Consider the following 26,842-nt stretch of genomic DNA (forward strand, 5'->3'; position numbering starts at 1 on the left):
CAAGAGCAGGTCAGGACGCAGGCAAGGTTGCCTCGTAGGCGTTCCCTCGGCGGTCGGGGTCGAGCAAGCTCCTACCCATGACGAACACCAGCGCCGCCGCTCGCCGTACCGTCACCGCCCTGATGATCTTCCTGGCGGTGTGCGGCATGGCGCTGGTTCTCGACGCGAAGCCGGCCGGCGCCGCGGCGAGCAGCGACCGGCTGGTGCTCAACTGGGCCGAGGGCGGCGACCGCCTGGTCGTCAGCGGCGTCGGCTACCGGGCCCGCGATCTGGTCGAGGTCCGGCTCGGCAGCAGCCCGATCCAGCAGACCCGCGGCGACGACAACGGCCGGATCGAGGTCAGCGTCCCGCAGGATCTGCTGACCGCCGGGATGTCCGGCGCCAGCATCGTCCTGGCGGGCCGCTCGGTCTCCGGCACCTCGCGCATCCTGATCTCGGCGATCCCGCCCCGCGCGGCCGCCCGCGGCCCGGTCGACCTGCTGCCCTGGGGCCTCGGCGCCCTCGCCCTGGCCGCCCTGCCGCTGGGCCTCTGGCTGCGCCGCGGCCGGCGCACCGCCGCCGGCACGGTCGCCGCTCCGGCCGGCTACCGCAGCCGCCACGCCGCCTGAACCTCCGCCGCAACGCCCCCGCCGGCCCGGTCGCCACCCCGGCGGGCCACCGCAGCCGCCACGCCCCCCGCCGGCCCGGTCGAACCGACACAACCGGTTCGGCCGGGCCGCCGCGGTGTCTGAAACCGATCGGCAACCGAGGGCCACCCCGCCCCGCTCCCGAGACCGCACAACATGAAATTCCGGGCTCCCCCGCCCGGGTCGCTCCCACGCGAAAGGTCTGGCATGGGATATGCAGCGCGCACCCTCGTCGAGGCGATCCCCGCACCCGCGGCGATCCTGGACCTCGACGGTCGTGTGCTCGTCGCCAACGGGCGATGGTCCGCGCCCGGCCGCGACGGCGAGCTCTACCCGGCCGAGGGCGGTTTCCTCAGCGCCGCGCCCGGACCGTGCGGTGGGCACCGTGGGGTGCTGGAGGCGGTGTGGCATCTGACGCCGACCGCCCCACCGGTACGGATCCGGTGCCGGTGCGACGAGGCGGGCGAACGCGTGCTGCAGGTGGCCACCCTGGCGACCGGCGACGGCGAACGCCAGTGCCTGGTCACCGAGATCGCCGAGGAACCCGGCGAGGACACCCGTGCCGAGTTCCTCGCCCTGCTCAGCCACGAGGCGCGCACCCCGGTGACCACGGTGGTGGCGGCGGTCGAGCTGCTCCGCGCGCAGTCGCTGGAACAGGGTGTCCGGGAGATCGTGGACAACGTCTACTTCTCCGCCCGGGCCCTGGAGACACTCACCGACAACCTGCTCGACCTGGGCAAGCTGGAGACCGGCCGGCTGCGTCTGACCGACGAGCCGGTGACCGTACGGGCACTGCTGGAGGGCGTGGTCGAGCCGCTCCAGCGGGAGTCCCGCAGCAAGGGCATCCTGCTGTTGACCGCCCCGGCCCCGGATCTCCCGCCGGTGCTCATGGGTGACGCCCGGCGGCTGCGGCAGGTGCTGGACGCGGTGGTCGGCAACGCGGTCAAGTTCACCACCGAGGGTGAGGTCGTGGTGCTGGCCGAGGCTCCCGGTGACGGCACCTGGGTGATGACCGTGTCGGACACCGGTCCCGGCATCACCGAACCGCAGCGGGCCCGGATCTTCCAGCCGTTCACCCAGGCCGACTCGTCGAGCGCCCGGCGGCATGAGGGCGCCGGTCTCGGCCTGGCGCTGGCGTCCCGGCTAGTCGCCCGGATGGGCGGGACCATCGACGTGGAGTCGTCGCCGGGCGCCGGGGCGATGTTCCGGATCCGGCTGCCCCTGCAGGTCGCCCCGGCCGCGGCCGAGCCCGAGCCGCGCCCGCTGATCCGCCGGCGGATCGCCGTGGTGGCGCCCACCGCCCGGTCCACGCGGGCGCTGTCCTGGCTGCTGGCCGGGGCCGGCGCGGAGCCGGTGGCGGCCGTGTTCGACGAGGTGATCCGGCCGATGGCGGACGTCGACACGGTGGTGTGGTGCGACGACTCGCACGACCCGGAGGCGGCTTACCGGGCGGACACCGTCGGCCGGGCGGTCGGCCCGGACGGTCAGGGCCTGATGATCAGCACCACCGACCCGCGCACCGGGGTGGTCCGCCGGCCCGGTGTGCTGACCGCGCCGCTGATCCTCAACCGGCTGGTCGCCGCCCTGAACCAGGAGCGGACCGGCGTCCGCGGTGCACCGGTGACGGTGCCGCCGCTGTCCGGCGGCCGGGTGCTGCTGGCCGAGGACAACGAGGTCAACCGTACGGTCTTCCGCCGCATGATCGAGCTGATGGGCGTCACCTGCGACACCGTCGTGGACGGCGCGGCGGCGGCCCGGGCGGCGCTCGGCGGGCCCGAATACGACGTGGTGCTGATGGATGTGCAGATGCCCCGCACGGATGGCCTGGAGGCGACCCGGCTGATCCGGGCGGCCGGGTGCCGTACCCCCATCCTGGCTCTGACCGCGACCGCACCCGCGGACCGGGACCGATGCCTGGCGGCCGGGATGAACGGGCGGCTCAGCAAGCCGATCACGCTGCCCGAACTACGGGCCGCGCTGGCGCCCTATCTGCATCCCGCGGCGACCGCGCCACCGGGTGACCCGGACGGCCCGACCCTCTCCCCGATCCAGACCGACGACGACCCGGCGCCGGTGATGGCCCGATGAACTCATCCCAGGAAAGGCCCACGGTGTCCGACAGCGCCGCACCCGTGAACGTCGAAATCGCCGGTCTCCGCGCCGAGCTGGAGCTGGAGCGCGACCGCAACGCGGACCTCCGGGCCACGATGGACGGGCTGAACCGGTCGGTGGAGGAGTTGCGGACCTTCGCGCGCGACGTCAGCCACGACCTGAAGGCGCCACTGGCCGGCATCCTCGGCTACGCCCAGCTGCTGGAGCACCTCGACTTCGGACTGCCCCGCCCGCCCGGGTACGACGAGTTCGTCTCCGAGATCAACCGCAGCGCCGACCGGATGCGGCGGCTCATCGACGACGTGCTGGCCTACTCGGCGACCGCCGACAGTCCGCTGCGGCTGGGCCCGATCGACCTGTCCACGCTGGTCGACGACCTGACCGCGGACGCCGTCGGCCTGATCCGGCCGACCCCCACGATCACCCACGACATCCTGCCCGCGGTCCACGGCGACCACGGCATGGTGCGGCGGCTGCTGGAGAACCTGATCGGCAACGCCATCAAGTACGTGCCGCTCGGCGAGGCGGCCCGGGTGCACGTCTCGGCCCGGGTGCTCGACGACATGGTCCGGATCGAGATCACCGACCACGGAATCGGAATCCAGGACGGGCAGCACGAGGCCATCTTCGAGGAACTTCACCGGGCGCATCCCGAGGCGTACCCGGGAAATGGTCTGGGTCTGCCCATCTGCCGCCGCATCGTGCAACGGATGGGTGGCGCGATCGGCGCCGATCCCTCGTTCCGTGGCGGAGCCCGCATCTGGTTCACCCTGCCGCCGGCACGGAGGGCCGGCGATCCGCAGCCGGCCGTGGTTCCCGAACTCGACCACACCCCGGTCTGAGATTCCACCGCCGCTGTATCCCCCGGATCCCCCCACAGAAGAACGAGGTCCTGATGGACTTGAGGCGACTAATGGTCGCGGTGGGCGCGGCGGCGCTCGGGGTGGTGACCTCAACGGTCGCCCTCCCGTCGAGCGCCCAAGCCGCTCTCACGGCGCCCAAGACACTGGCGGTGAACCGAACCGCCGACGACGTGTACAAGTTACGCGTCGTCTGGAAGGCGGTTCCCGACGCCGACCACTACGCGATCGACATCACCGCCGGTGACATCCAGACCGTGCTGGATCTGCCGGCCACCACCACCGAATACACGATCGACGCGCCGAACCCGTGTACGGCGTACAAGATCCGCGTCGGCGCGGTCGACTCGGCCGGCGTGATCGCGAACACCGGCTACTACTCGCTGCGCGCGTTGACCCCGAGCGCCGTCACGGGTGTGTCCACCGGCCGGGCCGACGACGGTACCACGGCCACCGCCACCTGGAAGCTCCCGGCGTGGACCGGGTACACCCCGCTGACCGGCTATCGCGCGGTCTTCACCCGGATGATCGACGGCGCGGTGCTGGCCGACCAGACCGGCACCGACATGTCGTTCCGCTACTCGGGAGCCGACCCGGAGCGGGCCTACACACTGTCGCTGACCACCGTCAACGAATACGGCGCATGCGTCACGACCAGGTCGCTGGTGGACCGTTTCCGACCGGCCGAACCGACGAACGTGGTCGCGGAACGCCGGGCCGACGCGCCGGGCACGGTCGAGATGGTGTGGAAGGCTCCGACCGGCGGGCCGGTGCCCACCTACTACCAGATCGGGTACGGCACCGAGAAGGTCACGAAGCTGGTCAAGGTCGACGCGTCGGCCCGGTCCAGCACCCTCGCCCTGGCCGCCGACAAACGCTGGGTCGTCGAGCTGAAGGCGTACAACGAGAACGGTGGCAGCAACGCGGTCACCAGCGCCGTCCCGGCCACCGTCACCGAGGTGCCGGCCACCCCGGCGCCCACCACCGAACCCACCGTCGCGCCGGTCGTGGACCGGACTCCCCCGACGATCACCGCCGCGCTGTCCCGGCAGCCGGTGGACGACTGGTTCGGTAGCCCGGTGACGATCGAGTTCACCTGCGACGACGACAGCGGGACGGTCGCCTTCTGCCCGGCTCCGATGGTCGCCGGCACCGACGGCGCGGCCCAGCGGTTCACCGGCACCGCCCGGGACGCCGCCGGCAACACGGCCACCACCACGGTGACCGTCAACGTCGACGTGACCGCGCCGGAGATCACCGCCACGGTGCTCGGCACCCCGAACGCCGCGGGCTGGTACACCTCGCCTCCGACGATCCACTACTCCTGCACGGACGCGGGATCCGGGATCGCCACCTGCCCGGCCGACACCGTGGTCAGCGTCGAAGGGCTCGGCCAGAAGGTCAGCGGCATCGCGGTGGACAAGGCCGGCAACACCAGCACCAAGACCATGGTCCTGGATTTCGACGGGACCGCCCCGGTCATCAGCAGCTCGGTCGACCAGCCCGCGAACGACGCCGGCTGGTACCGCAACGTCCCCACCGTCCACTTCAACTGCGCCGACCCCGCCTCCGGGCTGGCCTCCTGCACCGCCGACACCACGGTGACCACGGAGGGTGCGGGCCAGGTCGTCGAGGGCGTCTCGGTCGACAAGGCCGGCAACAGCGCGAGCCGGTCGGTCACCGTCAATGTGGACCGCACCGCACCGCAGATCACCGCCGAACTGTCCACCGCCGCCAACGGCTCGGGCTGGCACCGCACCATCCCCACGGTTCACTTCGCCTGCACCGACACCGGCTCCGGCATCGACACCTGCCCGGCCGACATCACCATCGACACCGACGGCACCCAGGTCGTCCACGGCACCGCCGTGGACCGGGCCGGCAACACCGCCGGCACGTCGATCACCGTCAACCTGGACCGGAACGAACCGGTCATCACCTCCTCCGTCGACCAGGCCGCGAACGACAACGGCTGGTACCGCACCGCTCCCACGGTTCACTTCACCTGCACCGACACCGGCTCCGCGATCGACACCTGCCCAACCGACACCACCGTCGACACCGACGGCACCCAGGTCGTCGACGGCGCGGCCGTGGACCGGGCCGGCAACACCGCACGTACCTCGGTCACCGTCAACGTCGACCGGACCGCCCCGACGATCACCGCGACCCTGACCGGCACCGCCAACCCGGCCGGCTGGCACCGCACCCCGCCGACCGTCGAGTTCACCTGCGCCGACACCGGCTCGGGCATCGACGTCTGCCCGGCCGACACCAAGGTCGGCACCGACATCGCCGGTCACATGATCACCGGCACCGCCGTCGACAAGGCCGGCAACACCGCCACCACCTCGGTGACCGTCAACCTGGATCAGACCGCCCCGGCGATCACCTCCTCGGTCGACGCGGCGGCCAACGCGGCCGGCTGGTACCGGACCGCCCCCACCGCCAGGTTCACCTGCATCGACGCCGGCTCGGGCATCGCCACCTGCCCGGCCGACACCACGGTGAACACCGAGGGCCTGGGCAAGGTGGTGAACGGCACGGCGACCGACAAGGCCGGCAACAGCTCCACGGCCACGGTCACCCTGAACATCGACCGGACCGCCCCCACCATCAGCGCGACGCTGACCGGTACGGTCGGTGCCTCCGGCTGGTACCGCACCGCCCCGTCGGTGAAGTACACCTGCACCGACGGCACCTCCGGCATCGCCACCTGCCCGGCCGACACCACCGTCAACGCCGACGGATCCCAGGTCGTCACCGGCACCGCCGTCGACAAGGCGGACAACACCGCCGGCGCCTCGGTGACGGTCAAGGTCGACCGCACCGCGCCCGTCGTCTCGGTCACCGGAGCCGTCGACGGCGCCGTCTACGGCCCGGACGCCAACCCGGTGGTCGCCTGCGCCACCGCCGACCCGCTGTCGGGCGTGGCCACCGCCGCCGTGCTCAGCCACACCGAGAACAACGGCACGCACACCGTGAAGTGCACGGGTGCGGTCGACAAGGCCGGCAACGCCGCCACGCCGACGCAGATCACCTACAGCGTCAAGCTGAACGTCGCGTGGCTGGTCGCGCTGACCCGCAAGTACGCGGCCTCAGCCTCGGCGGTCACCCTCCAGCAGCTGGAGAACGACCTCTACGCGGGACGGATCGTCGCGTACATCGCCAAGGTGACCGCGATGACGAACGGCGCCAAGCCGGTTCTCACCCCGGTCCAGGCGACGACGCTGACCTTCTGGGCGCTGTCGTTGGTCCTGACCCGCTAGGGCAGGAACCACATCGGTGGGCCGGGGCTCGTGGAGCCCCGGCCCACCGTCGTCATACCTGCCTCCAGAGGCGGAGAAATGTGGCCATACTGGGTCATGACCCGTCCTCCGACGCTCTCGGTCATCGTGCCCGCGTACAACAGCGCCGCGCTGCTCCGCGAGTTCCTGGCCTCCTTCCAGGCGTCCGACTTCCGTGACTTCGAGATCGTCGTCAACGACGACGTCCGGTCGTCCGACGAGACGCCGGAGGTGGTGGCCGAACATCAGGCCCGCGGCCTGGCCGTGCGTTACCTGAAGGAGAACCGGTCGATGGCCCAGGGCCGTAGACGCGGCGCCGCCGAGGCCACCGGCGACATCCTGCTGCACCTCGACACCGACATGACGGTGACGCCGAGCCTGCTCGGCGAGTGCGCCGACCTGCTGGACGGCGACTACGACGCCCTGGTCATCCCGGAGGAGTCGTTCGGCACCACGTTCTGGGCGCGGTGCAAATGGCTGGAGAAGAAGTGCTACGACGGCGTCGAGCAGATCGAATCGCTGCGCTGTCTGCGCCGCGACATCTACGAGAAGCTCGGCGGGCACGACGAGCGGATGGTCTTCTCCGAGGACAAGGATCTCGACCTGCGGGTCCGGGCGGCCGGCTATCGCGTCGGCCGGACCCGGGGCTTCCTCTTCCACAACGAGGGCGGGTTGCGGCTCTCCCGGACCCTGAAGAAGAAGCTGGGGTACGTGGGAACGGCCGACGTCTTCGCGCAGGAGCACCCCGAGGCGTTCCGCTGGCAGATCAACATCCTGCACCGGTTCGCCCTCTACCTGCGCAACATCGGCTACCTGCGCACCCACCCACTGCTCTACGCCGGCATGTGGTTCATGAAGATCAGTGAGTTCGGTTTCGGGGCGGCCGGGCACGTGCTGCGTCGGGTCCGTCCGGCCGCCCGGATGGTGCCGGCGTGACCCGGGTCGCGCATGTCATCGCCGAGTTCTCCGGGCGGGAGGCGATGGGGCGTACCGTCACCGAGACCGTCCAGCGGGTGCCCGCCGAACACCACCTGATCACCACACACGTCGTGGACGGCGGCCGGATCTTCGCGAGCACCCACGAGTTGGGCGGCGCCCTGGAGACGTTCCCACTGGGCCGGGCGGCCGAACTGGCCGGTGTGCTGGCCGGGATGCGCCCCGATCTGGTGCATGTGCACGCCGGTGCGCTCGGGCCGCTGCTCGCGCTGCATCCGGCGCTGCGGCCGTACCCGAAACTACTCACCGTCTACGCCTGGCCCACGCTGCCCGGCCCGCGCGCCTGGCGCCGGGGCACCCCGGCCGAGATGTGGTCGTCGAACGTGCTGCGGCCGCGGGTCGCGGTCACCACCGTGCTGCCGCCCGCGCTGGCCGCCGCCGCGCTGCGCCGGGCCGGGGTCACCACGGTGCTCACCCCCGATCCGCGGGTCGAGGAACGGCTCGGGCGGCCCGGCGGTCCGGAGATCGTGCGATACGCGTGCGGCGCCCCGGACGACGAGCGCCGGGCCCGGTTCGACCGGACGTCACCGGTGATCGTGTTCGCCGGGCGGGCCGAGACGGTACGCGGGCTGGACACGCTGCTCGACGCGTTCCCGGCGGTTCGCGAGCGGGTGCCGGGCGTACGGCTGCGGCTGCTGTTGATCCCTCGCCCCGAGCTGCCCGCCATCCTGGCCCGGGCCGGAGAGGCCGGCGAGGCGATCGACGTCGTCACCGAACCCGTTCCGGATCTGCTCGGCGAGTTCGCGGCGGCGCAGGTCGGGACGTGGCCGTTCAAGTTCGACTACACCACCTCGCCGCCCGCGATGGCGCTGGTCGAGGCGATGGCGGTGGGCCTGCCGGTGGTGGGCACCGACGTCGCGTGTGTCCGCTCCGTGCTGGACCCCGGGGTGAACGGGCTGTCCGTCCCGCCGGCCGACCCGCCGGCACTGGCCCGGGCCCTGATCAGCCTGCTCACCGACGAGGCGACCTGGCACCGATACGCCGCCGCCGGACGGGACTCGGCACGCGACCACATGGGCTGGGAGCAGGCCACCGACCGGGCCGCGGCGGCGTACCGAGGTCTGACCGGCGGGCTTGCCCACCGCTTGACATCGGGATGAGCCGCGCTTGAGGTTCGGCCAGCATCCTCAATTCATGACGAACTCACAGCTCATCGCCCCGGTCCTGCCCGCCGTCACCTTCCGCGCCCCGGCGCCGGTGGCCACCACCACCGTCGCGTTCCGGCCGCCCGCGACCGTGCCCGCCGCCACCTTCCTGGCGCCCGCCGTCCCGGTTCCGGCCGCTCCCACCGCCGCCCCGGTTCCGGCCGCTCCCACCGTCGTCCCGGGGCTCGGCCAGACCGGTGTCGACCTCACCCTGGTCCTTCCGGTGAACGGGCCCGCGGCCGCGGTCCGCAACGTCGTCGAGCGGCTGTCCGAGGCCCTCTACGCGCAGTGCATCAGCTTCGAGGTGGTGGGGGTCGCGGACGCCACCGCGCTGGCCACCGACGAGGTGAACGGCCTGCCGCTGACCCGGTTCGTCAACACCTCGGTGCGGGCCGGTGCCGCGGTCACCTCCGGCCGCTGGGTCGCCGTCCTGGACGTGGAGAGCGCCGCCGAGATCGACGCGTACGGCTTCGTCGAGCTCCTGCACCAGGCCCGCGAACGCGCCTGAGGATCACCGCCGCACAACCTTTGATCGCCCGCCCCGCGGCCGATGAGAGATCTGCCCGTCGTTCCATCGCCATCGGAGGTGCCGTGACCATGCCACGCGCGCTCGTCGTCGAGGACTCCCCCGAGTTCATGATGATCTGCCGTCATCTGCTGGAGAAGGAGGGCTTCGAGGTAGTGCCCGCCGGAGACGGCCAGGAGGCTGTCACGCAGGCCCAGAAGCAGCGTCCCGAGATCGCCATCCTCGACCTCGGCCTGCCCGATTTCGACGGCATCGAGGTCTGCCGGCAGATCCGGCAGTTCACCGACGCGTACATCATCATGGTGACCGGCCGCACCGACGAGCTGGACAAGGTGGTCGGCCTCTCGGTCGGCGCCGACGACTATGTCACCAAGCCGTTCTCCCCGCGGGAACTGGCCGCCCGCATCCAGGCGATGCGACGGCGCCCCCGCGCCACCGCCCAGGCCCGGCGCGAGGCCGTCCGCGAGTACGGCGAACTCCGCATCGACCTGGAGGTCCGGGAGGTCGCCCGAGCCGGCACGGTGATCGAGCTGACCAAGATCGAATTTGATCTGCTGGACCTGCTCTCATCCGCGCCGCGCCGCACCTTCACCCGCCCTCAGCTGCTGGAACACGTCTGGGGCGACAACTTCTTCGGTGACGACCACATCATCGACGTGCACGTCGGCAACCTGCGCCGCAAGCTGGGCGAGTCGGCGTCCTCCCCGCGCCACATCCGAACCCTGCGAGGCGTCGGCTACCGCTTCGAACCCTGACCGGATGGGGGTCGGCGGCGGCGCCGAGGGGTGTGGGCCGCTTCGATCACGGCCGCGACCAGCGTCATCACGTCGCCGGCGGAGGCCGGGCCGGAGGTGTCGACCAGGATCTCGGCGTGCCGGGCCGGATGTTCGGCGAGCAGGTCGTGGAAGCGGTTCTGCTGGGCGCGCTGTTCGGCCGGGCCGCGTTCGGGCTTGCGCTTGTGGATCACGTCGATCGGGGCGTCGGGGAGCACCAGCAGATCCGGCGCGGGCACGAGCAGTTCGGCGAAGCGGGCCGCGGGTGAACCCGGCCAGGGCGATTCGCGCAGGTCGTAGACCCAGCGGTCGGCGATCACCACCCGGCCGCGGACCAGCGCCGGGAGGACGTCACGCAGGTAACGCCAGCCGTATTCGCCGGCGTAGTACCAGGCCGCCACCCGCCGCAACCGGGGGTGATCGAGCCCGGCCACCGGGTCGTCCGCGCCAGAAGGAGCACCGGAGGAGACGCCCGGAAGAACACCGGCGGAGACGCCCGGAAGAACACCGGCGGAGACGCCCGGAAGAACACCGGGAGACCCGCCGGAAAGAGCACCGGAGGAGACGCCGGGAAGATCGTCGGAATCGGCGTCGGGAAGATCGTCGGGAGAGACGCCGGGATGAGCGTCGGGGACGGTGGGGCCGACGCCCAACAGGCGGCGGGCCAGGGCCACCCCGGGCAGGTTTCCGCGGGCCATCCCGAAGTAGGCGGAGGACGTCGCGAAACCCCGGCCGCGGAGACGATCACCGAGCATGGCGGCGACCGTGGACTTACCGGAACCGTCGGTGCCCACGAGCGCGACGACGACACCGCGGGTTCGCAGGCCGAGCGGTCCGGTGGCCGGACCGGCCGGCACCACGCTGTGCCGCTGCGCCCAGGTGGCCCCGACGGTGCCCGGGGTGAGGCTGCGGGCCGCCAGCCGGAGACGGGCACGACGGGGCAGGCCGGGATCGGGCCGGGCGCCGCCCGCGATGCCGATCAGATCCGCGGCGACCGCCGCACCGAGCTGCCCGGTGAGCCGCCGGGCCAGCGACGATCGCCGCGCCGGTTCGGCCTTCGCCCACGCTTCGACGGCTTCGGCCAGGCGCTCCTCGTCGGGTATCCGGCCGCGCAGCACCGGGCGTACCAGAAGATCGGCGACGGCGGCCACCCCGGTCAGGCGGTGACTCACCCGGTCCACGGTGATCTCCGCCGCCGGGACCAGCAGAACCGGACCGACCCGCAGGTCACCGTGGGTGAAGTCGACGACGGCGAGCCCGGCGTCGGTGAGCACCGCGACGCTGGTGTGCCGCAGCCGCCGTGGATCCGAGGCGTCGGCGACCACCGCGCACGGATGCGCCCGGGCCAGCGCGGCCACCGGGTCGGCCGCACCCGACCGGCCACCCGCGTGCCACACGTCCAGGTCGGCGGGACCGTGGTCGGTCACCCAGCGGTCCGGGGCGCCGGCGGCTCCCTGCCAGGCCCAGTCCTCTCCGGTGGTGTTGAGGGCGGCCACCACGGTGTCGAGCACCGCGACCCGGCCGTCCACCGAACCTGAAACTATTTTCCCGGACATACCCCTATAAGTACGCCAAACACCTCCCGATGCGAGCAACGTTCCGGAGAATCAGCAGCTTAGGGACCGGCCGGCCGATATGGATCACGTGCAGTTCGACCACAGGCGTGCCGGTGGCGCGCTCCTCCGGGCCGCCGGACCGATCGCCGTCGCGGTGGCCGTGCAGAGCGCCGGCAACCTGGCCTTCCACGCCCTGGTGGGCCGGCTCCTCGAACCGGCCGCCTACGGGGCGCTCGGCGCGCTGCTGGCCGCGATGGTGATGCTGGGCATCCCGCTCGGCGCGCTGCAGACGGCGGCTTCGGCGCACGCGGCCGCGTCCGGGGCGGGCCGGGCGACCACGATCGGCACCCTGCGGGCGGTGACGCTGTGGAGCCTGCCCGCCGGTGTGCTGACCCTGCTCTGCGCGCCGCTGCTCAGCGACTGGTTCCACCTCGACGGGATGGCCGGTAGCGCCCAGTTGGGGCCCTACCTCATGGTCGCGGCCCTCCTCGCCACCGCACGCGGGCTCCTCCTCGGTACCCGGCGAATCACCGCCGTCGCCGGCACGTATCTGATCGCGACAGCCGTACGACTGATTCTCGGTGTTGCTCTTGCTCTGCCTTTCGGTGTCACCGGGGCGCTCGCCGCGACCCTGCTCAGTGAGGTCGCGGCGCTGGCCGCCGCGGTCCGGGTGCTGGTCCGCGACCGCGAACCGGGCGCCGGGACCACGCTACGGCTCGGCGCGGTCGGCGGCGCCGCGGTCGCGGTGACCGGCCTGTTCCTGTTCTCCACGGTCGATCTGCTGCTCGCCCGGCACCACCTGGCCGGCGCCGAATCCGGGGCGTACGTCGCCGCCGCGACCGTCGCGAAGACCGTCCTGGCGCTGCCCGCCGCGATCATGGCGGCGGTGTTCCCACGCCTGGTCGCCGCGTACGACCGGCCCGGCCGGGCCCGCACCCTGCTCACCGCGTGCGCTGCGGTGGCCGGTCCGGCGCTGGTCGGCGCGGCGGTCGTCGCGGTGGTCCCGGCGCTGGTGCTGACCGTGCTCTACGGCGACGGCTACTCCGGCGCGACCACGCTCGTCCAGGTGCTCAGTGGGGTTGCCGGGGTCACCTCCCTGGTGACCGTCCTGACGAACGCCGCCCTCGCCCGCCACTCCTGGATGACACTGGTGCCCTGGGCCGGGGCCGTTCTGGAGATCGTCCTGATCCAGCTGTGGCACGGTTCGGCCGCCCAGATCGCCGCGTGCTCGGCCGCCGCACTGCTGCCCACGCTCTTGGTGATCGCGGTGGCCGAGGGCCGGGCCTGGACACGCCGCACACCGGTTCTGCAAGGGGTCAGAGCATGAGTTTCGCCGCACGCAGCCTGGCCGACGCCCTGCCGTACCCGGCGGCGATCACCGACGACGACGGCCGGGTCCTGGTCGCCAACGCCCGATGGTCGGTCACCGCCACCGATCCCGACTGCCCAGGACATCAGGACCTGCCCGATCTGGTACGGACGACAAGCACCGAATCGGACACGGTCCGGCCGTGCCGCTGTGATCCGGCGGCCACCGGCACCCTGCGAGTGACCGCCCTGGAGAGTACCTGCGGAGCGCAGCGTCGCCTGGTCACGATCGAGACCGCCCCGGCCGACGGTCGGGACCGGTTGCTCGGGCTGCTCGGCCCGGAGATCCGAACCCCGGCGGCCGCCGTGGCCGCCGCCATCGACCTCCTGCGTGGCCAGGCCCTGCCGGACGCCGCCCAGGAGACCATCGACGACATCGAACGAACCGCCCGCGGCCTGCAGACGTTCGCCGACGACCTGGCCGAGCTCGCCCGCCGGGAGACCGGTCAGCCGTCGTCGCCGACCGGGCCGGTGGTGCCGCGGCGGGTGCTGGAGGATGTCGCCGAATCGTTCCGGGCCGACTGTCGGGCGAAGGGGATCCGCCTGTTCACCGCCCCGGCACCGGGTCTGCCCGCGGCGGTCGAGGGTGATGCCGGTGTGCTGCGCCGGGTTCTCACCTCGGCGGTGGGTCACGCGATCCGGCGGATCGCCCGGGGCGAGGTGGTGGTCACCGCCGAGGCGGATGGTGTGGAGGCGTACCGCATCGAGGTCTCCGCCGAAGGAGACCCGCAACCGGACCTCGACCCGGACGACCGGGCGGGTCTGGCCCTGGCCTCCCGGCTGGCCGCCACCATGACCGGCACCACCACGCCGGCCGGCGGCGGAGTCGTCGGTGAAACCACTTCCCTGAGCCGCACCGCCGCCATGCGGAGTGCCGCCGCCTCCCGGGGTGCGACGGGAATCGTAGGCGTGGAGTCCGGTGAACGGTTCCGATGGAGCGTCCGGCTGCCGATGCGCCCACTGCCCGGTCCGAATGGTCCGGACCGGGCCGAACCGGTCCGAGGCCGGGTCGCCGTCGCCGCGCCGAGTCCCCGGGCCACCCTGGCGTTGACCTGGCTGGTCGCTGCGACCGGCGCCGAGCCGACCCCGGCCGACGCCGACGATCATGGGGCTGACCTGGTGCTCCGCTGCGAGGACCGGCCCGATCCGATCCTCACGATCGGCCCGGCCGGTCCGCGGGAGCAGGCCGCAGGCCGGGCTGTCACCCTGAGCGTCCCGGTGCCCCTGGACCGGCTCACCTCCGCGCTACGCCAGCAGCTGGCCGGGCCGCCGTCGCCTTCGCCTTCGCCGTCGCCGTCGCCGTCGCCTTCGTCTTCGTCTTCGCCGTCGCCTTCGCCGTCGGCCAGGAGCCGGCCGGCGCTGGAACCGCTGCCGCCGGGGCGGGTGCTGCTGGCCGAGGACGACGAGGTGAACCGGACCGTCCTGCAGCGGATGATCAGCGTGCTGGGCGTCGAGTGCGACACCGTCCCCGACGGTGCGGCCGCCGTCACGGCACTGCTCGGCGACGAGAAGTACGACCTGGCACTGCTGGACATGCACATGCCCGCCATGGACGGTCTGACCGCCACCCGGGCGATCCGGGCCGCCGGAAGCCGGATCCCGATCATCGCGCTGACCGCGACCAACCTGACCGAGGACCACGACCGCTGCCTGGACGCCGGCATGAACAGCCACCTCCCGAAGCCGGTCACCCTGCCGGAGCTACGCCGGGCGCTGGAGCCGTACCTGACCGCCCCGGCCGAACCCGAGCAACCGGAACCGGCCGCCCCGCCGGCATCGGGCGACGTCCTGTCCCGCACCCAGCTCCGTGAGCTCGAGGAACAACTGGAGGGTCGGGAACTGGTGGCGATGACCGTCAACATGTTCCTGGGCGAACTCGACGGCCGCCGCCAGTCGATGGCCACCGCGCTGGAGACCGGCGGAAACGACCGGCTGGCCGCCGTGGCGCACACCCTGAAGTCGTCGAGCGCCCTGCTGGGCGCACAGACCCTGGCCGACGCCTGCGCCCGGGTCGAACGGCTGGCCGGCTCCCCGGTCGACGCGGGTGTCCTGGCCGCCGCCGTGGCCGAGGTGGACCGGGCGGCCGCGGCGGCTGCGGTCGCGATGGCCGAGTACCTCAAGGAGCCGTGAGACCGGTCAGGCCCGGTGGCGGGCCAGATGGCGGTGCCGGGCCGGCGGGCGGCGCGGGTCGCCGGCGAACGCGAAGCCGTACCGGCGGCGCAGCCACAGTCCGGCCATCAGGGAACCGGCCAGCGCGACCACCCACGGGATGAGCTCGGCCGCCCCCTTCTCGGTCATCTCCGGCGGGACCGCGCCGACCAGCGTTCGCAACTCGCCCGCCGGGGTGTGTCCGCTGACCAGCACGCTCGCGCCGGTGGCCGCGGTGAGCTCGGACGTGCCGCCGTCAGCGAGGGTGGTGGCGCCGAGGGGTGTCGTGGCACTGGCCAGCTTCCAGGTGCTCTTGACCTTGCCGGTGCTGGCGATCTTCGCGATGAACAGGAGGTCGACCGCCCCGTACGGGTCGGCGACGACGGTCCGCTCGGCATCCGAACCGATCCGGACCCGCACCGACGAGCCGCCCCGGAACCCGACGGCGTACACCGCCAGGCCACGCCGCTGGGCGTTGATCTCCCAGATCACGGTGAGCGCGTCGGCGTTGCCGCCGTAACCGGGCCCGTCGGCGCTCGCCGGCAGCGGCGCCAGGCCGGTGCCGAGCACCACGGTGGCCGCCGCCAGGCCGGCTTTGGCAAGGCGGGATACGGGGGTACGGGCTCCGGTCACGCTGCGACGATGCCATCCACCGGTTGCGAATCGGTTGCCCGACCGGTCGCACCCGGTTGCCGACGCCCTCACTGACTCGTGGACGGTCCGATCCGGGCGATGCCGTGCCGCGCGAACTCGTCCCGCAGCACCCGCATCGCCGCCTCCAGCCGGGGTGGGGTCGTTTCCAGATGCAGCACGTGCTCGCGGCCCTCGAGCGGCTCGACGGTCAGCACGATGCCGTCGTGGCCGGGCTGTTCGAAGGCGGTGCGGAGGTCCTGCGTCAACGACCGGAACGTGGCCCGCGGGATCAGGTCGGTGCAGGTGATCGTCACGATGACGGTCCCGCGGTCGGTCAACTCGGTGGCGACCCGGGCGTGGTTCCAGTCCGGCCGGTTCTCGGCGCTGCGGTAGAGCAGTGCACAGAACAGGCCGACCAGTCCGACCCCGGTCACCACGGCGATCACGGTCAGCGGTACGCCGTACCGCTGCCACGGCCGCACCACCAGCACGCACGGCAGCACCAGCAGTGCGATGACCGCGACGAACAGGGCCATCGCGATCCGGCGGTTCGCTCCGGCCGTACCGGCAGGTTGATCCACCGGGAAAGTATCGACGGGCTCCGACCCCGCGGCCATCGGCCGCCCGGCCCTACCCCCAGGTGCCGTCGTCGCGCACCCGGTGGGTCCGCCGCCCCTGGATCAGCGTCTCCAGGGCTTCGACGTAGCTGTCCGCGACGAACCACTCACCGGCCTGGTCCAGGTGGAAGACCCGGCCGTGCTCGTCGATGGCCAGCACCGACTCGAAGTTGACCCGACCCAGCGGGAACAGCCGGGCCCCGATCACCCGGCCGAACTCGTACAGCACGTCGGCGGTGTGCCGGACCGGCATCGACCAGATCTCGAAGAGCTGGACCCGCTGCTCCACACCCGGCGCCCGGCGCTTGACGAGCAGCTTGCCGGTGAGGCCGAACGCCTCGAACACGGCGGGGAACGACTCGTGCCGGTGCTCCTGGCCCTTGGCCTTCACCGTGTCGCCGGCCATCACCTCGGCCATCCGGTAACGGACCTGGTACGGCGTCTCCGGTTTCCACCGGCCGTTGAGCAGCTCCGAGGCGGTCACGTCGGAGAACCTGGCCGGGTCCGGGTTGGGCCGTTCCGGTGCGACGTCCACGTAGAGGGCCGCCGTCGACCCCCAGGGCAGGAGCGCGAGCTGGGTCAGCACGTACGAGCAGGTCGGGCATGGGGTGTTCGGCTCGCCGGCGTGCTCCGCGCCCGGTTCGAGGATCTGGAACGTCTCGAACAGCGACTCGCCGAGCACCTGCCGGGCCTCGTCCAGGGTGAGCGGCGGCAGACCGTCCAGGCCACGCCGCCGGTCCACGTCGTGCAGCGCGTCCGAGCAGACCAGCATCTCGGCGTGCCGCTCGCACCCGCGGATCTTCTCCTGCGGGGTCTGCTCGGCCAGCCGCTCCAGCACCAGCGGATGATGGTTGAGTTTCTGGTCGCCCTTGGCACCGCGGGCGATGTACACCCGGCCCTGCACGGTGGCGTGCGCCGCGATGCCCGGGGCGGGTCGGCGGTGGATCTCCCGGCGCAGCTGGACCTCCGGGTCGGCGGTCTTCGGCGGATCGACGATGTCGCCCCGCTGCTCCCGGTAGACCTCCCGCAGCGTCTCGACCGGCCAGTTCGGCCAGTTCGACACCCGGCCGGTCGCCCGGTCGACGATCCGCCACCCGGCGCCGACCTCGGACGGCGAGAACAGCCGCCGGACCGCCGCGGTCTTCACCGCGAAGCCGAGATCGAACTCCTCCACCGTCGCCTGGTGCTCACGGCCCTGGGCCAGCGACTCGGACCGGGCCCACGCCGCCGCGACCGCGTCGGCCTCCGCACGAGTGATCATGATGTCTCCTGCCAGGTGCCGTCGTCACGGATCCGGGCCGCCGGCAGGCCGGTGGCCAGCGCGACGATCGCCCGGTCGAGGGTGTCGGCGATGAACCACTCACCGCCCTGGTCCAGGGCGAACACCCGGCCGTGCTCGTCGATGGCGAGCACCGCCTCGTCGAAGCCCTCGCGGCCGATCGGGAACATCCGGGCGCCGACGATCGAGCCGAGCTCGTGCAGCGGGTCGGCCAGGTGCAACAGGTTGCCGCCGCCGAGGTGGAACCATCTGACCCACTGCGCCACACCGGGCCCGTTGCGGCCGGGTGCCACGTCGGAGAACTCGCGCAACGCGGCCTCCACCACCGGGAACCGGGTCAGGGTGTGCTCACGCCCGGGAGACTTCTCGATCCGCTCGACCAACCCGGCACCGCGCCGCTCACGCCACTCCGGCTCGGCGCCCCAGTCCCCGGCGGACAGCTGCCAGGCCACCTCCTCCGGGAAACGGCCGGGCTGCGGATCGGTCCCCGAGGTCAGCACCCGCGGCCGCGGGTGGGCCCGCTCGGCGTCGGTGATCACGGTCAGGTCGAAGAGCACGTCGGCGCAGGTCACACAGAACGTCGCGGCCTGGCCACCGATCCGGTCGCCGCTCTCCCGGATGTGGAACGTCTCGAGTCGGCCGTGCCGCAGCAGGGCGCGGGCCTCATCGTCGGTCAGCGGGGCGATGCCGTCGGCGGCCCGTGTGCGGTCGGCCGCGACGAGCACGTCCGACACGACCAGCAGCTCGGCGTGCCGGGCGGCGCCCCGGACCATCCGCCCCGGCGGGATCACGGCCAGCCGGGCGGCGACGATCGGATGGTGACGCAGCTCCTGGTCGCCCTTGGCGCCGCGGGCCCGGAAGAGCCGGCCGCCGAGCGTCAGGTGCGCGGCCACCGACGGGCTGACCCGGCGGTGCGACTCGCGGCGCAGCTCGGCGATCGGGTCGGCGGTCTGGTGCGCGCCGACCGCGGCCTCCCGGCGCTCGGTGTAGTGCTGGTCCAGGTCGGCGCCGAGGGACGGTGGCCAGTGCGAGAGGCGGCCGGTCGCCCGGTCGATGACGGTGGTCACGTCGGCGCCCGGCTCCGGGCGCGCATCAGGTGGCAGCACCATCGACACGGCCCAGCCGAGGGCCAACTCCTCGACGAACGGCGTGCACGGATAGCCCCGCCGGATCGACTGGCGATGCGCCCAGCCGTCGGCGATGTGCTCCGCCTCGGCCCGTGTGATCATCCTGGCCCGCCCCCTTCGGTCCCCGGACTGCGAGCTTAGAGCTATCGGGGCCGGTCACTCGGCGGCGGCCCCGGACCGGGTCGCGGCTGGTAGGTTCTTGCAGTCAATTCGCGAGTCCTCGGGGAGACAGCCGTGAGCAGACAGGCCGATCGGGACGTGAACCACGCCCTGCGCGCCAGGTTCGACGACGTCGTGTCGCAGTATCAGCGCCTGCGTCTGGGCCTGGACGACATCCAGGAGCGGCTGTCCACACTGGCCGTCACCGAGGAGTCGGCGGACGGCTCGGTCCGGGCCACCGTCGGCGCCCGCGGCCAGCTGATCGACCTGCGACTCAGCCGCGACATCTACCGCCAGGGTGATCCCGACGAGCTGGCGCGCACGATTCTGCGTACCGTCGAGCGGGCCGTCGCCCGGACCGGCGACCGGGTGCAGGAGATGGTCGGCGAGTTCCTGCCGTCCGGCTCGGCCGCGGCCGGTTTCATGCGTGACGGCAATTTCGGCAACCTGCTGGCCCGTCAGGACCGGATCATGCGCGAGGCGGGCGACGACGATGGCCGGTGAGCAGCTCTATCTCGACGCGCCCAAGGCCACCGCGAGCGGCCGTGACCTCTCGGCGGCGGGCGCGCAGCTGGTCGGCATGAGCAACGGTTCGGTCGCCGAGATCGCCGCGGTCAGCGCCGACCAGCCATGGGGCCGGGACGACATCGGCGCCGCGTTCCAGAAGGACTACGGGCCGATGGTGCAGAAGTTCGTCGAGGCGTTCGGCAAGGTCTCCGGTTACGTCGAGGGCATCGGCGAGGCCGCGGTGCAGACCGTCACCGACAACGAGTCCGCCGACTCACGCGCCTCGGCCACCGTCACCAAGTCCTACCGGGCCTGACCGCATGACGATCCTGCCCAGCCCGATCCCGCATCCGCTCGACTACTCGCCCTGGGACCTGCCCGGCTGGGCGTACGAGGCGCTCGAATGGGTCGTCGGTTTCGACTGGCCCGAGGGTAACGAGAAGACCACCTGGGACCTCGCCGACCAGTGGTATGACCTGGTCGACTCGATGGCCGCGCCACGCCAGGACGCCGCCGACGCGGCCGGGCAGTTCATCGCGGCGTACGGCGGCAGCGGCACCACCGTCGACGCGTTCATCGCCGCGTGGAAAGAGGTGGCCGAGGGCGAGGAGGCGCCACTCAACGCGCTCGTCGCGTTCGCCGCCGAGATGGGCAAGGTCGTCGACGAGTGCGCCCAGGACATCGAGGCCGCGAAACTCGAGGCGTGGATCGAGCTGGGCCTGTTCGTCATCGAGCTGATCGGCCTCGCGGTCACCGTGGCGCTCACCCTCGGTGCCGCCTCGCCCGCGGCCGGCGGCATCATCGCGGCCACCCGGATGGCGATCCAGCAGATCTTCAAACGGCTGATCGCGCAGCTCTCCAAGAAGGCGATCAAGGCCGCCGTCAAGGAGACCGCGAAGCGCGCCGGGAAGGAGCTGCTCACCAAGAAGGGCCTGCAGAACCTCGGCAAGAAGGCGCTCAAGGAGGGTAAGGAGGAGGCCCGCGAGGAGTTCCTCACCAACCTCGGCATCCAGACGTATCAGGCCGGGGTGGGGCATTCCGACGGAATCGATCTGAAGGATCTCGGGATGTCGACCCTGGCCGGGGCCGCCGGTGGCGCCTCGGCCAGCGGGGCCATGATCGGGGCCGGTAATAAGGGTGGCGGACTGTTCCGCGGCGCGGCCGGTGAGGTCTTCGGTGAACTGGGCGGGTCGGCCGCGAGTGGCCAGTTGCCGTCGTTCGAGGACCTGGCCAAGGCCGGCACCTCCGGCGCCGCCGGATCGGCGGTCGGTGGCACGCGGGACGCCTTCTCCGATTTCGGAGCGAGCTTCAACGGAGACCTCAAGCTCGACGGTCCCTCGTCGGTTTCCAACCCCTCATCCGGTACGGGTGGAAGCTCCGCCGTCACCGGCCTGTCCAACGGTGGGGCGTCCGAGGGGTCGGCGGGCGCTTCGTCGTCTTACTCCTCGGCGTCTTCCGGCTCCTCGGCGTCTTCCGTCTCGGCGTCCTCCACTTCGACATCGTCCACCTCGGCCTTCTCCGCCTCGGCGTCCTCCACCTCGGCGCCTTCCACCTCGTCCGGATCGTCCTTTTCGTCCGCCGGGGTTTCGGCGTCGTCCTATTCGGTGTCGGATTCGTCGGTTTCGGGGCCTTCCTATTCGGCGTCGGATGCGTCGTCGGCGGTGGCCTCGGCCGGTCACGCCGAGACCTCGGCGGCTGCCGCGCACGCGCCGACGTCGACCACCGCGGCCGATCATGTCGCGTCATCCGTCTCGTCCGCGTCCTCGCCGGGCAACGTGACGCTGTCGTCGGTCGCGCCACCGGTGGAAGCGCCGGGTAGCGCCGCCACCGGCGCCGGCATGCCGTCTTCGGCGCCCGCCTCGGCCGGATCGCCGACCGCCACCGCGCCGGTCGGCCTCGCGCCGTCCACCGGCAATACCGGACCGGCCGGGTCCCCGATGATCGCGACCACCTCCCCCGGCGCGCCGCTCTCCACCGGCCCGTCCGTCTCCTCCGGCCCGTCGGTTTCCCCCGGCCCGTCCGTCTCCACCGGCCCGTCCGCTTCCTCCGGCACTCCGCTCTCCACCGGCCCGGCTGTCTCCTCCGGGCCGAGCTACTCGTCCGGGCCTTCCGTGTCCGCCAACCCGGCCGTGTCCAGCGGGCCGAGCGTGTCTTCCGGGCCGTCCGTTTCCACCACCTCGAATGTCTCCGCCAATCCCGCGCCCAACGTGTCGCTCGCCAATGGCGGTCATTCGACGACGAATCCCACGGTCGGCACCCCCAACGGCGGGCCGAACCTCACGAATCCGTCGACTAACGGCACCCCTCCACAGAACCTGGACAGCGGACGGAATCCGGGCAACGGCCCGACCGGCTCCCCGACGCCGTCGACCAGCACGACCACGCCCACCAGCAGCACGCCAGCGCCGCACCACGCTCCCGCCACTCCGCAGCCCGTCGGCACGACACCTCCGGCCGGAACGACCCCACCGAACACCACGTCTCCGGTCGGCGTCACCTCCGCCAATGCCGGCTCTCCGGCGGGCACGACCCTCCCGGGCACCACTTCTCCCCCTGGTTCGACCTCGCCTGCCGCTCCGGCCACTCCCGGAACCCAGAGCGGGCCGTCGGCGACCAGCCCTTCGCAGCCGGGTACCACCACGCAGCCCGATTCGGGACGGCCCGACCCGGGACGGCCCGATCCCGGGCGTGCCGATCCGGCGCTTGCCGGGACCGCGCCCGTACCGATGCCGCTTCCCATGCAGCCGCGGACTTTTCAGGACAATGTTCGCGAGCAAGAATATTTCGCGCAGTTCGCCGCAAACCGGCAGAACACGTTCCAGGAGATCTACAACTTCCGGCACCAGGCGCTGACCACCGAGATCGCCCAGGAGCGCGCCGACGCGGAGGACTCCCGGCGCAGCGCACGCAATGCCGCTCGGGCGCTCGACTTCAAGGGTGTCCGGGACGCGCTCAAGGAGGAGGCCGGCCATCGCCGGGCCGCCCGGGACGCGAGCAAGCGGCTCGACGCCCTGCGCAAGGATCCCCGCGCCGTCCTGGCCGGCCAGTGGAACCTCACGAACTCGTCGAGCTTCCTCCCGGCGAACACCGACCGCGGCGTCCTCTCCGACGCGCCGATCTGGAGCAACGACCAGTCCGCGATTCCGGGTCCGGGCCAGCGGGCGAATTCACGCCTGTCCCGGGCCTACACGACCGGGGGCGGGCTCCGCGTACCCCTGCAGATCCATCAGGCGGACCTGGAGCGGGCCGTTCCGCGGGATGCGAACAACCAGCCGGAACGCAATCCGGACCCCCGCCGGCCCTGGCTGCGGGTGCTCAACGACGGCGGACCGGCCGCGGACCCGACCCGTGGTGTCAACTGTCTGGACTGTGCCCTGTCGTTCCTGGAGACGTACCTGCACGGCCGTCCGACCGTCTCCGCTCCGCGAACCGTGGACACCTACGGCATCGGGCAGACCGACAATCACGTCGGCGAGTTCGACGGCCATCTCCGGGCCGAACGGGTGACCGGCAGCGGTTTCACCCAGCTCGCCCCGTTCTATGGTGACATCAACAACGACCCGCGCCCACAGGCCGTGGTGAAGGCGGCCGTCGACCACGGCTTCCAGCAGATCATCGACACCCTCGCGCTGGGCGGTCACGGCTCCACCGCGGTGATCATCAACGTGTGGGGTGACGGCAGCGCCCACGCCTGGAACGCCGTCAACCACAACGGGACCATCGTCTTCGTCGACCCGCAGCTGGGCCAGTGGGCCGACTCCGCGAACTTCTCGGCAACCCGGCCCCCCACGCTGTACGGCCACGACGGCACCCCGCGCAACGGCAACGTCGTCGCGCTGAACGCCTTGATGGTCGACGGTAGCGGCAACCCGATGGCGGTTCCGAACACGCCGCCGGCGCCGTTCTACAGCAACCGGTCCACGCCGCCTCCGCCGCCGATCGCCTACCAGTTGCAGCAGCAGGCGCTCCAGCAGCCGCCGGTGCCGCCGGTCAGCAACCAGCCGGCGCCGCTTCCGCCGCCGCCTCCTCCGATCGTCCCGCCGGCCCCGGCGCCCGGACCGGCGCCCACGCCCCCGCCCACACCGACGCCCACTCCGGCTCCGGCTCCGGCTCCGGCACCCACCCCGGCACCCACCCCGGCACCCACCCCGGCACCGGCACCGGCACCGGCTCCGGCTCCGGCTCCGGCTCCGGCTCCGGCTCCGGCTCCGGTGCAGACGAACACAGTGCAGCCGGATCTCCATCACATCCGGCCCGACGAGCTGACGATCCGGACCGACGATGTACCTCCGTCCGAACAACCGGAACCGTATTTCAACGACGTCCGGCCGGAGGAACTCACCACCCGGACCGATACCGCACCCGACTTCAACGATGTGCGGCCGGAGGAGCTGACCATACGGACGGATACGGTGCCGCTGTCGCCGGCTCCGACTGTGGACGAGTTTGGCCGTACCGAATCGGAATCGTCTCCGAAAACGGACGCCGCGCCGAATCGCCCGGTTTTCGATCCGCTCTCGGTGTTGGATCCGGTCTCCATGAACGGACCGACAGTCAAGGACCCGCTGTCCGTTCTTGATCCTGACTACGGCGCCAAGCCCCAGCATCATGCCAGGCTGGCGGAGACCACGCCGACGCCGGCGGTGCCGGTGACGGCCGACCGGGACGCGGCCGACGCGCAGGCCCGGGAGAATTACCACTACGAGGGCCATCAGCGGCGGCATCGTTTCGCCGATGAGCATCGTCAGGAAACCGCTCGGGACCTGCGGAAAAAGGCAAACAACAAGGCGTTGGACGCCGAGGACCGTCGCTATGACGCGAATCGGGGCGCCCTCGCGGACCGCGCCGCCGCCGAGATCGAAGCCAACCGTTTGCAGGCCGAGGCCGACGATCTTCTCGACCAGGCGCGACGCATCGAGGGCGACGGCCCGATGGATGATGTCCAGCTCACCGGCAACGACTGGGAGTTGGTAAACGACAGTGCCAGCGACTTGGCCCCCGGCCCGGTGGAAACCGACGACAGATCCGCCCTGACCGGAAACGACCATCCACCGTCGGCCGATCGCGCACGCCCGTACAACCGTCGCGGTGGCCTGCGCCCGCCGCTGAAGACTCACCAGACCGATCTGGAACGGGCGATGCCCCGCGACCAGAACGGCAACGTGATCCGCCACGCCGACCCGCGCGAGGGCGACTGGTTCGGCCTGCAGAACGACGGCGGCCCGGAAGCCGACCCGACCCGCTCGAACAATTGCGGCGACAATGTCCTGTCGCTGTACGAGACGTACGTACACGCCCGCCCGCGCGTTTCCGCCCCACGAACGTTCGACGGTTATCACGACGGCGACCCGTCCCGCCCGATAGGCGCCGAAACCGGAGTGACCGCCCGAATCGAGGACACGGTAGGCGGCCGTTTCGAGGGCGTGGCCGACGTCGGAAACCTGGACCCGGAAGACGCCCGAGTCCAGATGAAGATGGCCGAGATCAGCCTGAGAACCCACCTGACGTCGTTGGGCCACGGTGCTTTCGCATTCATCGAAACCCAGGACCAGGCAGGCCGAACCCACGCCTTCGCCGCGGTGAACCAGAACGGCACGATCCTCTACCTGGACCCCCAGTCCCGCCGGGTGAGCACGTTCCCGATCCAGACCCACACCGGTTTGGACGTACCAGGCGACGTACTCCGAATGGACGCCCTGGTAGTAGACCCCCAGGCCACCCCAACCCCGATGACCGACGGCACCACCCCGTTCGTGAACGCCGACCCCGCCGGCCGCAACGAACCGACCTGGCCGGTCGCCGATTCTGTCGTGGGTCCGGCCCAGAGATGGGGAGTAGTCAAACTGCCGCATCCTCGGCACACCCTTTCAGGCGTCCGCTCCGGCCAGACCGACGAGCACAACAGCGTCTACCTGCGAACATATGAAGACGCCGCAGCTCAAGATGTCGCCGCGATCGCCGCGGGAGAGGCCAAGTGGGAGAAAGAAATCAGCCGTTACAGGGTCAACGGCCGCACATATGGAGTGGAACCTGGCGGTCGGGTGTACCCGGATTCCGGAGTCGGTCTCGTAAAGCTGGATCGGAATGAATACACAGCCCTGAGGGAGATCGCCAGGGCGAATGGCGATCCGGAGGCCGCACCACAACTGAAGTTCAACCCGCGTTTCTTCGAGAATCCTCATGTGATCGCCAAGGCGAAGGCCATCTACGACGGGACGTACGAGCAGTGAGCTACCTCTTTCTTCTTCGACACGAAGTCGACCGGTCGTCGCTCGCTGAGGTCCTCGCCGAGATGCTGTCGCTGCCGGTGACAGCGATCGACGTCGGTGATGACGGCGTGAACGAGCGCAACTGGGCGGCTCCGATCAGTTGCACGGTCTCCCATCTGGACGGCGACCTTCCGCTCCACCTGGACATCTACTTCAACGACAGCGTCGCGGCACCATCGGATGCAGATGCCGCTGCCTGGCTGGCGGCTCGCCTGAACACGGTCGTCGCGTACAAGTCTGTTCCGTTACCGCCCAGCGCCTACTGGCTGGTGGGACCTGATGGACAGCGCACCCGGGCCCGGCTTCTCGACGAGGACGAGAAGGGGAATCTCCTGTCATCGGGCCGTCGGATAGCCGCCACGGAAAGCGTGCTGCCCCTGCTTCCCGACGTTCCGGTGGCGCCTCTCGTCGAAGTGATCGGCGAGTATCGGATGCCGACGCCGATCGCCGATGGTTTGCGGAGAAGGCTCCCGACGACGGAGCAGACCATGGTCCAGCCTGCGATCGAGGTTCTCGCGAACTGGGAGGCCGCAGTTGCCCGGCTCGTCTCCGGCTGGCCCCCGGACGGCTGGTACCCGCCTGACTATTACCGGGATGACATGGAACTACGGGACAAGCTAGGCGACGCCTTCGAGGTGCTTCCGATTTCGCTTCGAGCCGAGTTCGTGACTGCCCTGGAGACGATCGACAGCCATTTCACCGTCGCCACTGTCGATGACCGGGGCGAATCTCTCACCGCTGCCAGCGGCCCGGTGCCGGACCGCTGGTGGTGGCATCGGACCACAGATCCTCTGCCCTGGCACAGCATGCCGCGGACCGCTGACAAATAGCCCCGCCAGTCCGCGTCCAGCCAA

19 protein-coding genes are annotated in these 26,842 nt (G+C 71.6%); 14 read left to right on the top strand and 5 right to left on the bottom strand.

The genetic code is table 11. The features are described from left to right. The first annotated feature begins 77 nt into the window (after positions 1 to 77). The 8 genes from Q0Z83_RS30280 (at position 78) to Q0Z83_RS30315 (ending at position 10,307) form a co-directional block, all read left to right on the top strand. Positions 78 to 608: a hypothetical protein gene (locus Q0Z83_RS30280; RefSeq protein ID WP_317786640.1), complete on the top strand. Its 531-nt coding sequence runs from the start codon at positions 78 to 80 to the stop codon at positions 606 to 608. Between the two features lie 225 nt (positions 609 to 833). After that, on the top strand, positions 834 to 2,714 hold the full coding sequence (locus Q0Z83_RS30285) for an ATP-binding protein (RefSeq protein WP_317786641.1): 1,881 nt from the start codon (positions 834 to 836) through the stop codon (positions 2,712 to 2,714). A gap of 44 nt (positions 2,715 to 2,758) precedes the next feature. Continuing rightward, a complete protein-coding gene (locus Q0Z83_RS30290; protein WP_317786642.1) occupies positions 2,759 to 3,580 on the top strand; it encodes a sensor histidine kinase in 822 nt (273 codons plus the stop codon). A 53-nt stretch (positions 3,581 to 3,633) separates the two neighbouring features. After that, entirely contained in the window at positions 3,634 to 6,867 is a 3,234-nt protein-coding gene (locus tag Q0Z83_RS30295) for a Neogenin (protein ID WP_317786643.1), read from the top strand. Positions 6,868 to 6,963: 96 nt separating this feature from the next. Further along, positions 6,964 to 7,821 (top strand): glycosyltransferase family 2 protein, encoded by an 858-nt coding sequence (locus Q0Z83_RS30300; RefSeq protein WP_317786644.1) that lies wholly within the window; start codon positions 6,964 to 6,966, stop codon positions 7,819 to 7,821. Next, positions 7,818 to 8,981, top strand: coding sequence for a glycosyltransferase family 4 protein (locus tag Q0Z83_RS30305; protein WP_317786645.1), 1,164 nt, complete (start codon positions 7,818 to 7,820; stop codon positions 8,979 to 8,981). The genes Q0Z83_RS30300 and Q0Z83_RS30305 overlap by 4 nt, the downstream gene beginning before the upstream one ends. 34 nt (positions 8,982 to 9,015) lie before the next feature. Next, positions 9,016 to 9,534: a hypothetical protein gene (locus Q0Z83_RS30310; protein WP_317786646.1), complete on the top strand. Its 519-nt coding sequence runs from the start codon at positions 9,016 to 9,018 to the stop codon at positions 9,532 to 9,534. Between the two features lie 89 nt (positions 9,535 to 9,623). Continuing rightward, positions 9,624 to 10,307: a response regulator transcription factor gene (locus Q0Z83_RS30315; protein WP_317797160.1), complete on the top strand. Its 684-nt coding sequence runs from the start codon at positions 9,624 to 9,626 to the stop codon at positions 10,305 to 10,307. Here the strand turns inward: Q0Z83_RS30315 and Q0Z83_RS30320 are convergent. Then, positions 10,289 to 11,854 carry a nucleoside/nucleotide kinase family protein gene (locus Q0Z83_RS30320; RefSeq protein WP_317786647.1) on the bottom strand — a complete coding sequence of 522 codons (1,566 nt, stop codon included), beginning with the start codon at positions 11,852 to 11,854 and terminating at the stop codon, positions 10,289 to 10,291. The two genes, Q0Z83_RS30315 and Q0Z83_RS30320, sit on opposite strands and share 19 nt — an antisense overlap. A gap of 115 nt (positions 11,855 to 11,969) precedes the next feature. Between Q0Z83_RS30320 and Q0Z83_RS30325 the strand changes: the two genes are divergently transcribed. Next, a complete protein-coding gene (locus Q0Z83_RS30325) occupies positions 11,970 to 13,208 on the top strand; it encodes a lipopolysaccharide biosynthesis protein (protein ID WP_317786648.1) in 1,239 nt (412 codons plus the stop codon). Beyond that, the gene (locus tag Q0Z83_RS30330) at positions 13,205 to 15,379 is read left to right on the top strand and encodes a hybrid sensor histidine kinase/response regulator (protein WP_317786649.1); all 2,175 of its coding nucleotides are present in this window, start codon (positions 13,205 to 13,207) and stop codon (positions 15,377 to 15,379) included. Before Q0Z83_RS30325 ends, Q0Z83_RS30330 begins: the two co-directional genes overlap by 4 nt. A gap of 6 nt (positions 15,380 to 15,385) precedes the next feature. Here Q0Z83_RS30330 and Q0Z83_RS30335 read toward each other — a convergent pair whose 3' ends face one another. From Q0Z83_RS30335 to Q0Z83_RS30350, 4 genes are all read right to left on the bottom strand, one after another. Beyond that, complete coding sequence (locus Q0Z83_RS30335; protein WP_317786650.1) at positions 15,386 to 16,030, bottom strand: hypothetical protein; 645 nt, start codon at positions 16,028 to 16,030, stop codon at positions 15,386 to 15,388. Positions 16,031 to 16,098: 68 nt separating this feature from the next. Further along, a complete protein-coding gene (locus Q0Z83_RS30340) occupies positions 16,099 to 16,611 on the bottom strand; it encodes a hypothetical protein (RefSeq protein ID WP_317786651.1) in 513 nt (170 codons plus the stop codon). Positions 16,612 to 16,660: 49 nt separating this feature from the next. Continuing rightward, complete coding sequence (locus Q0Z83_RS30345) at positions 16,661 to 17,908, bottom strand: SUKH-3 domain-containing protein (protein ID WP_317786652.1); 1,248 nt, start codon at positions 17,906 to 17,908, stop codon at positions 16,661 to 16,663. Then, entirely contained in the window at positions 17,905 to 19,155 is a 1,251-nt protein-coding gene (locus tag Q0Z83_RS30350) for an SUKH-3 domain-containing protein (RefSeq protein WP_317786653.1), read from the bottom strand. The genes Q0Z83_RS30345 and Q0Z83_RS30350 overlap by 4 nt, the downstream gene beginning before the upstream one ends. Positions 19,156 to 19,287: 132 nt before the next feature. Here Q0Z83_RS30350 and Q0Z83_RS30355 point away from each other — a divergent pair, with 132 nt between their 5' ends. Genes Q0Z83_RS30355 through Q0Z83_RS30370 form a run of 4 tightly spaced genes read left to right on the top strand, consistent with a single transcriptional unit; the run spans position 19,288 to position 26,818 of the window. Beyond that, positions 19,288 to 19,716: a YbaB/EbfC family nucleoid-associated protein gene (locus Q0Z83_RS30355; RefSeq protein ID WP_317786654.1), complete on the top strand. Its 429-nt coding sequence runs from the start codon at positions 19,288 to 19,290 to the stop codon at positions 19,714 to 19,716. Further along, positions 19,706 to 20,035, top strand: coding sequence for a hypothetical protein (locus Q0Z83_RS30360; protein ID WP_317786655.1), 330 nt, complete (start codon positions 19,706 to 19,708; stop codon positions 20,033 to 20,035). Before Q0Z83_RS30355 ends, Q0Z83_RS30360 begins: the two co-directional genes overlap by 11 nt. Before the next feature lie 4 nt (positions 20,036 to 20,039). Further along, entirely contained in the window at positions 20,040 to 25,949 is a 5,910-nt protein-coding gene (locus tag Q0Z83_RS30365) for a toxin glutamine deamidase domain-containing protein (RefSeq protein WP_317786656.1), read from the top strand. After that, positions 25,946 to 26,818 (top strand): hypothetical protein, encoded by an 873-nt coding sequence (locus tag Q0Z83_RS30370; RefSeq protein ID WP_317786657.1) that lies wholly within the window; start codon positions 25,946 to 25,948, stop codon positions 26,816 to 26,818. Before Q0Z83_RS30365 ends, Q0Z83_RS30370 begins: the two co-directional genes overlap by 4 nt. Positions 26,819 to 26,842: the final 24 nt, after the last annotated feature.

This window comes from Actinoplanes sichuanensis (assembly GCF_033097365.1).
Lineage (GTDB): Bacteria > Actinomycetota > Actinomycetes > Mycobacteriales > Micromonosporaceae > Actinoplanes > Actinoplanes sichuanensis.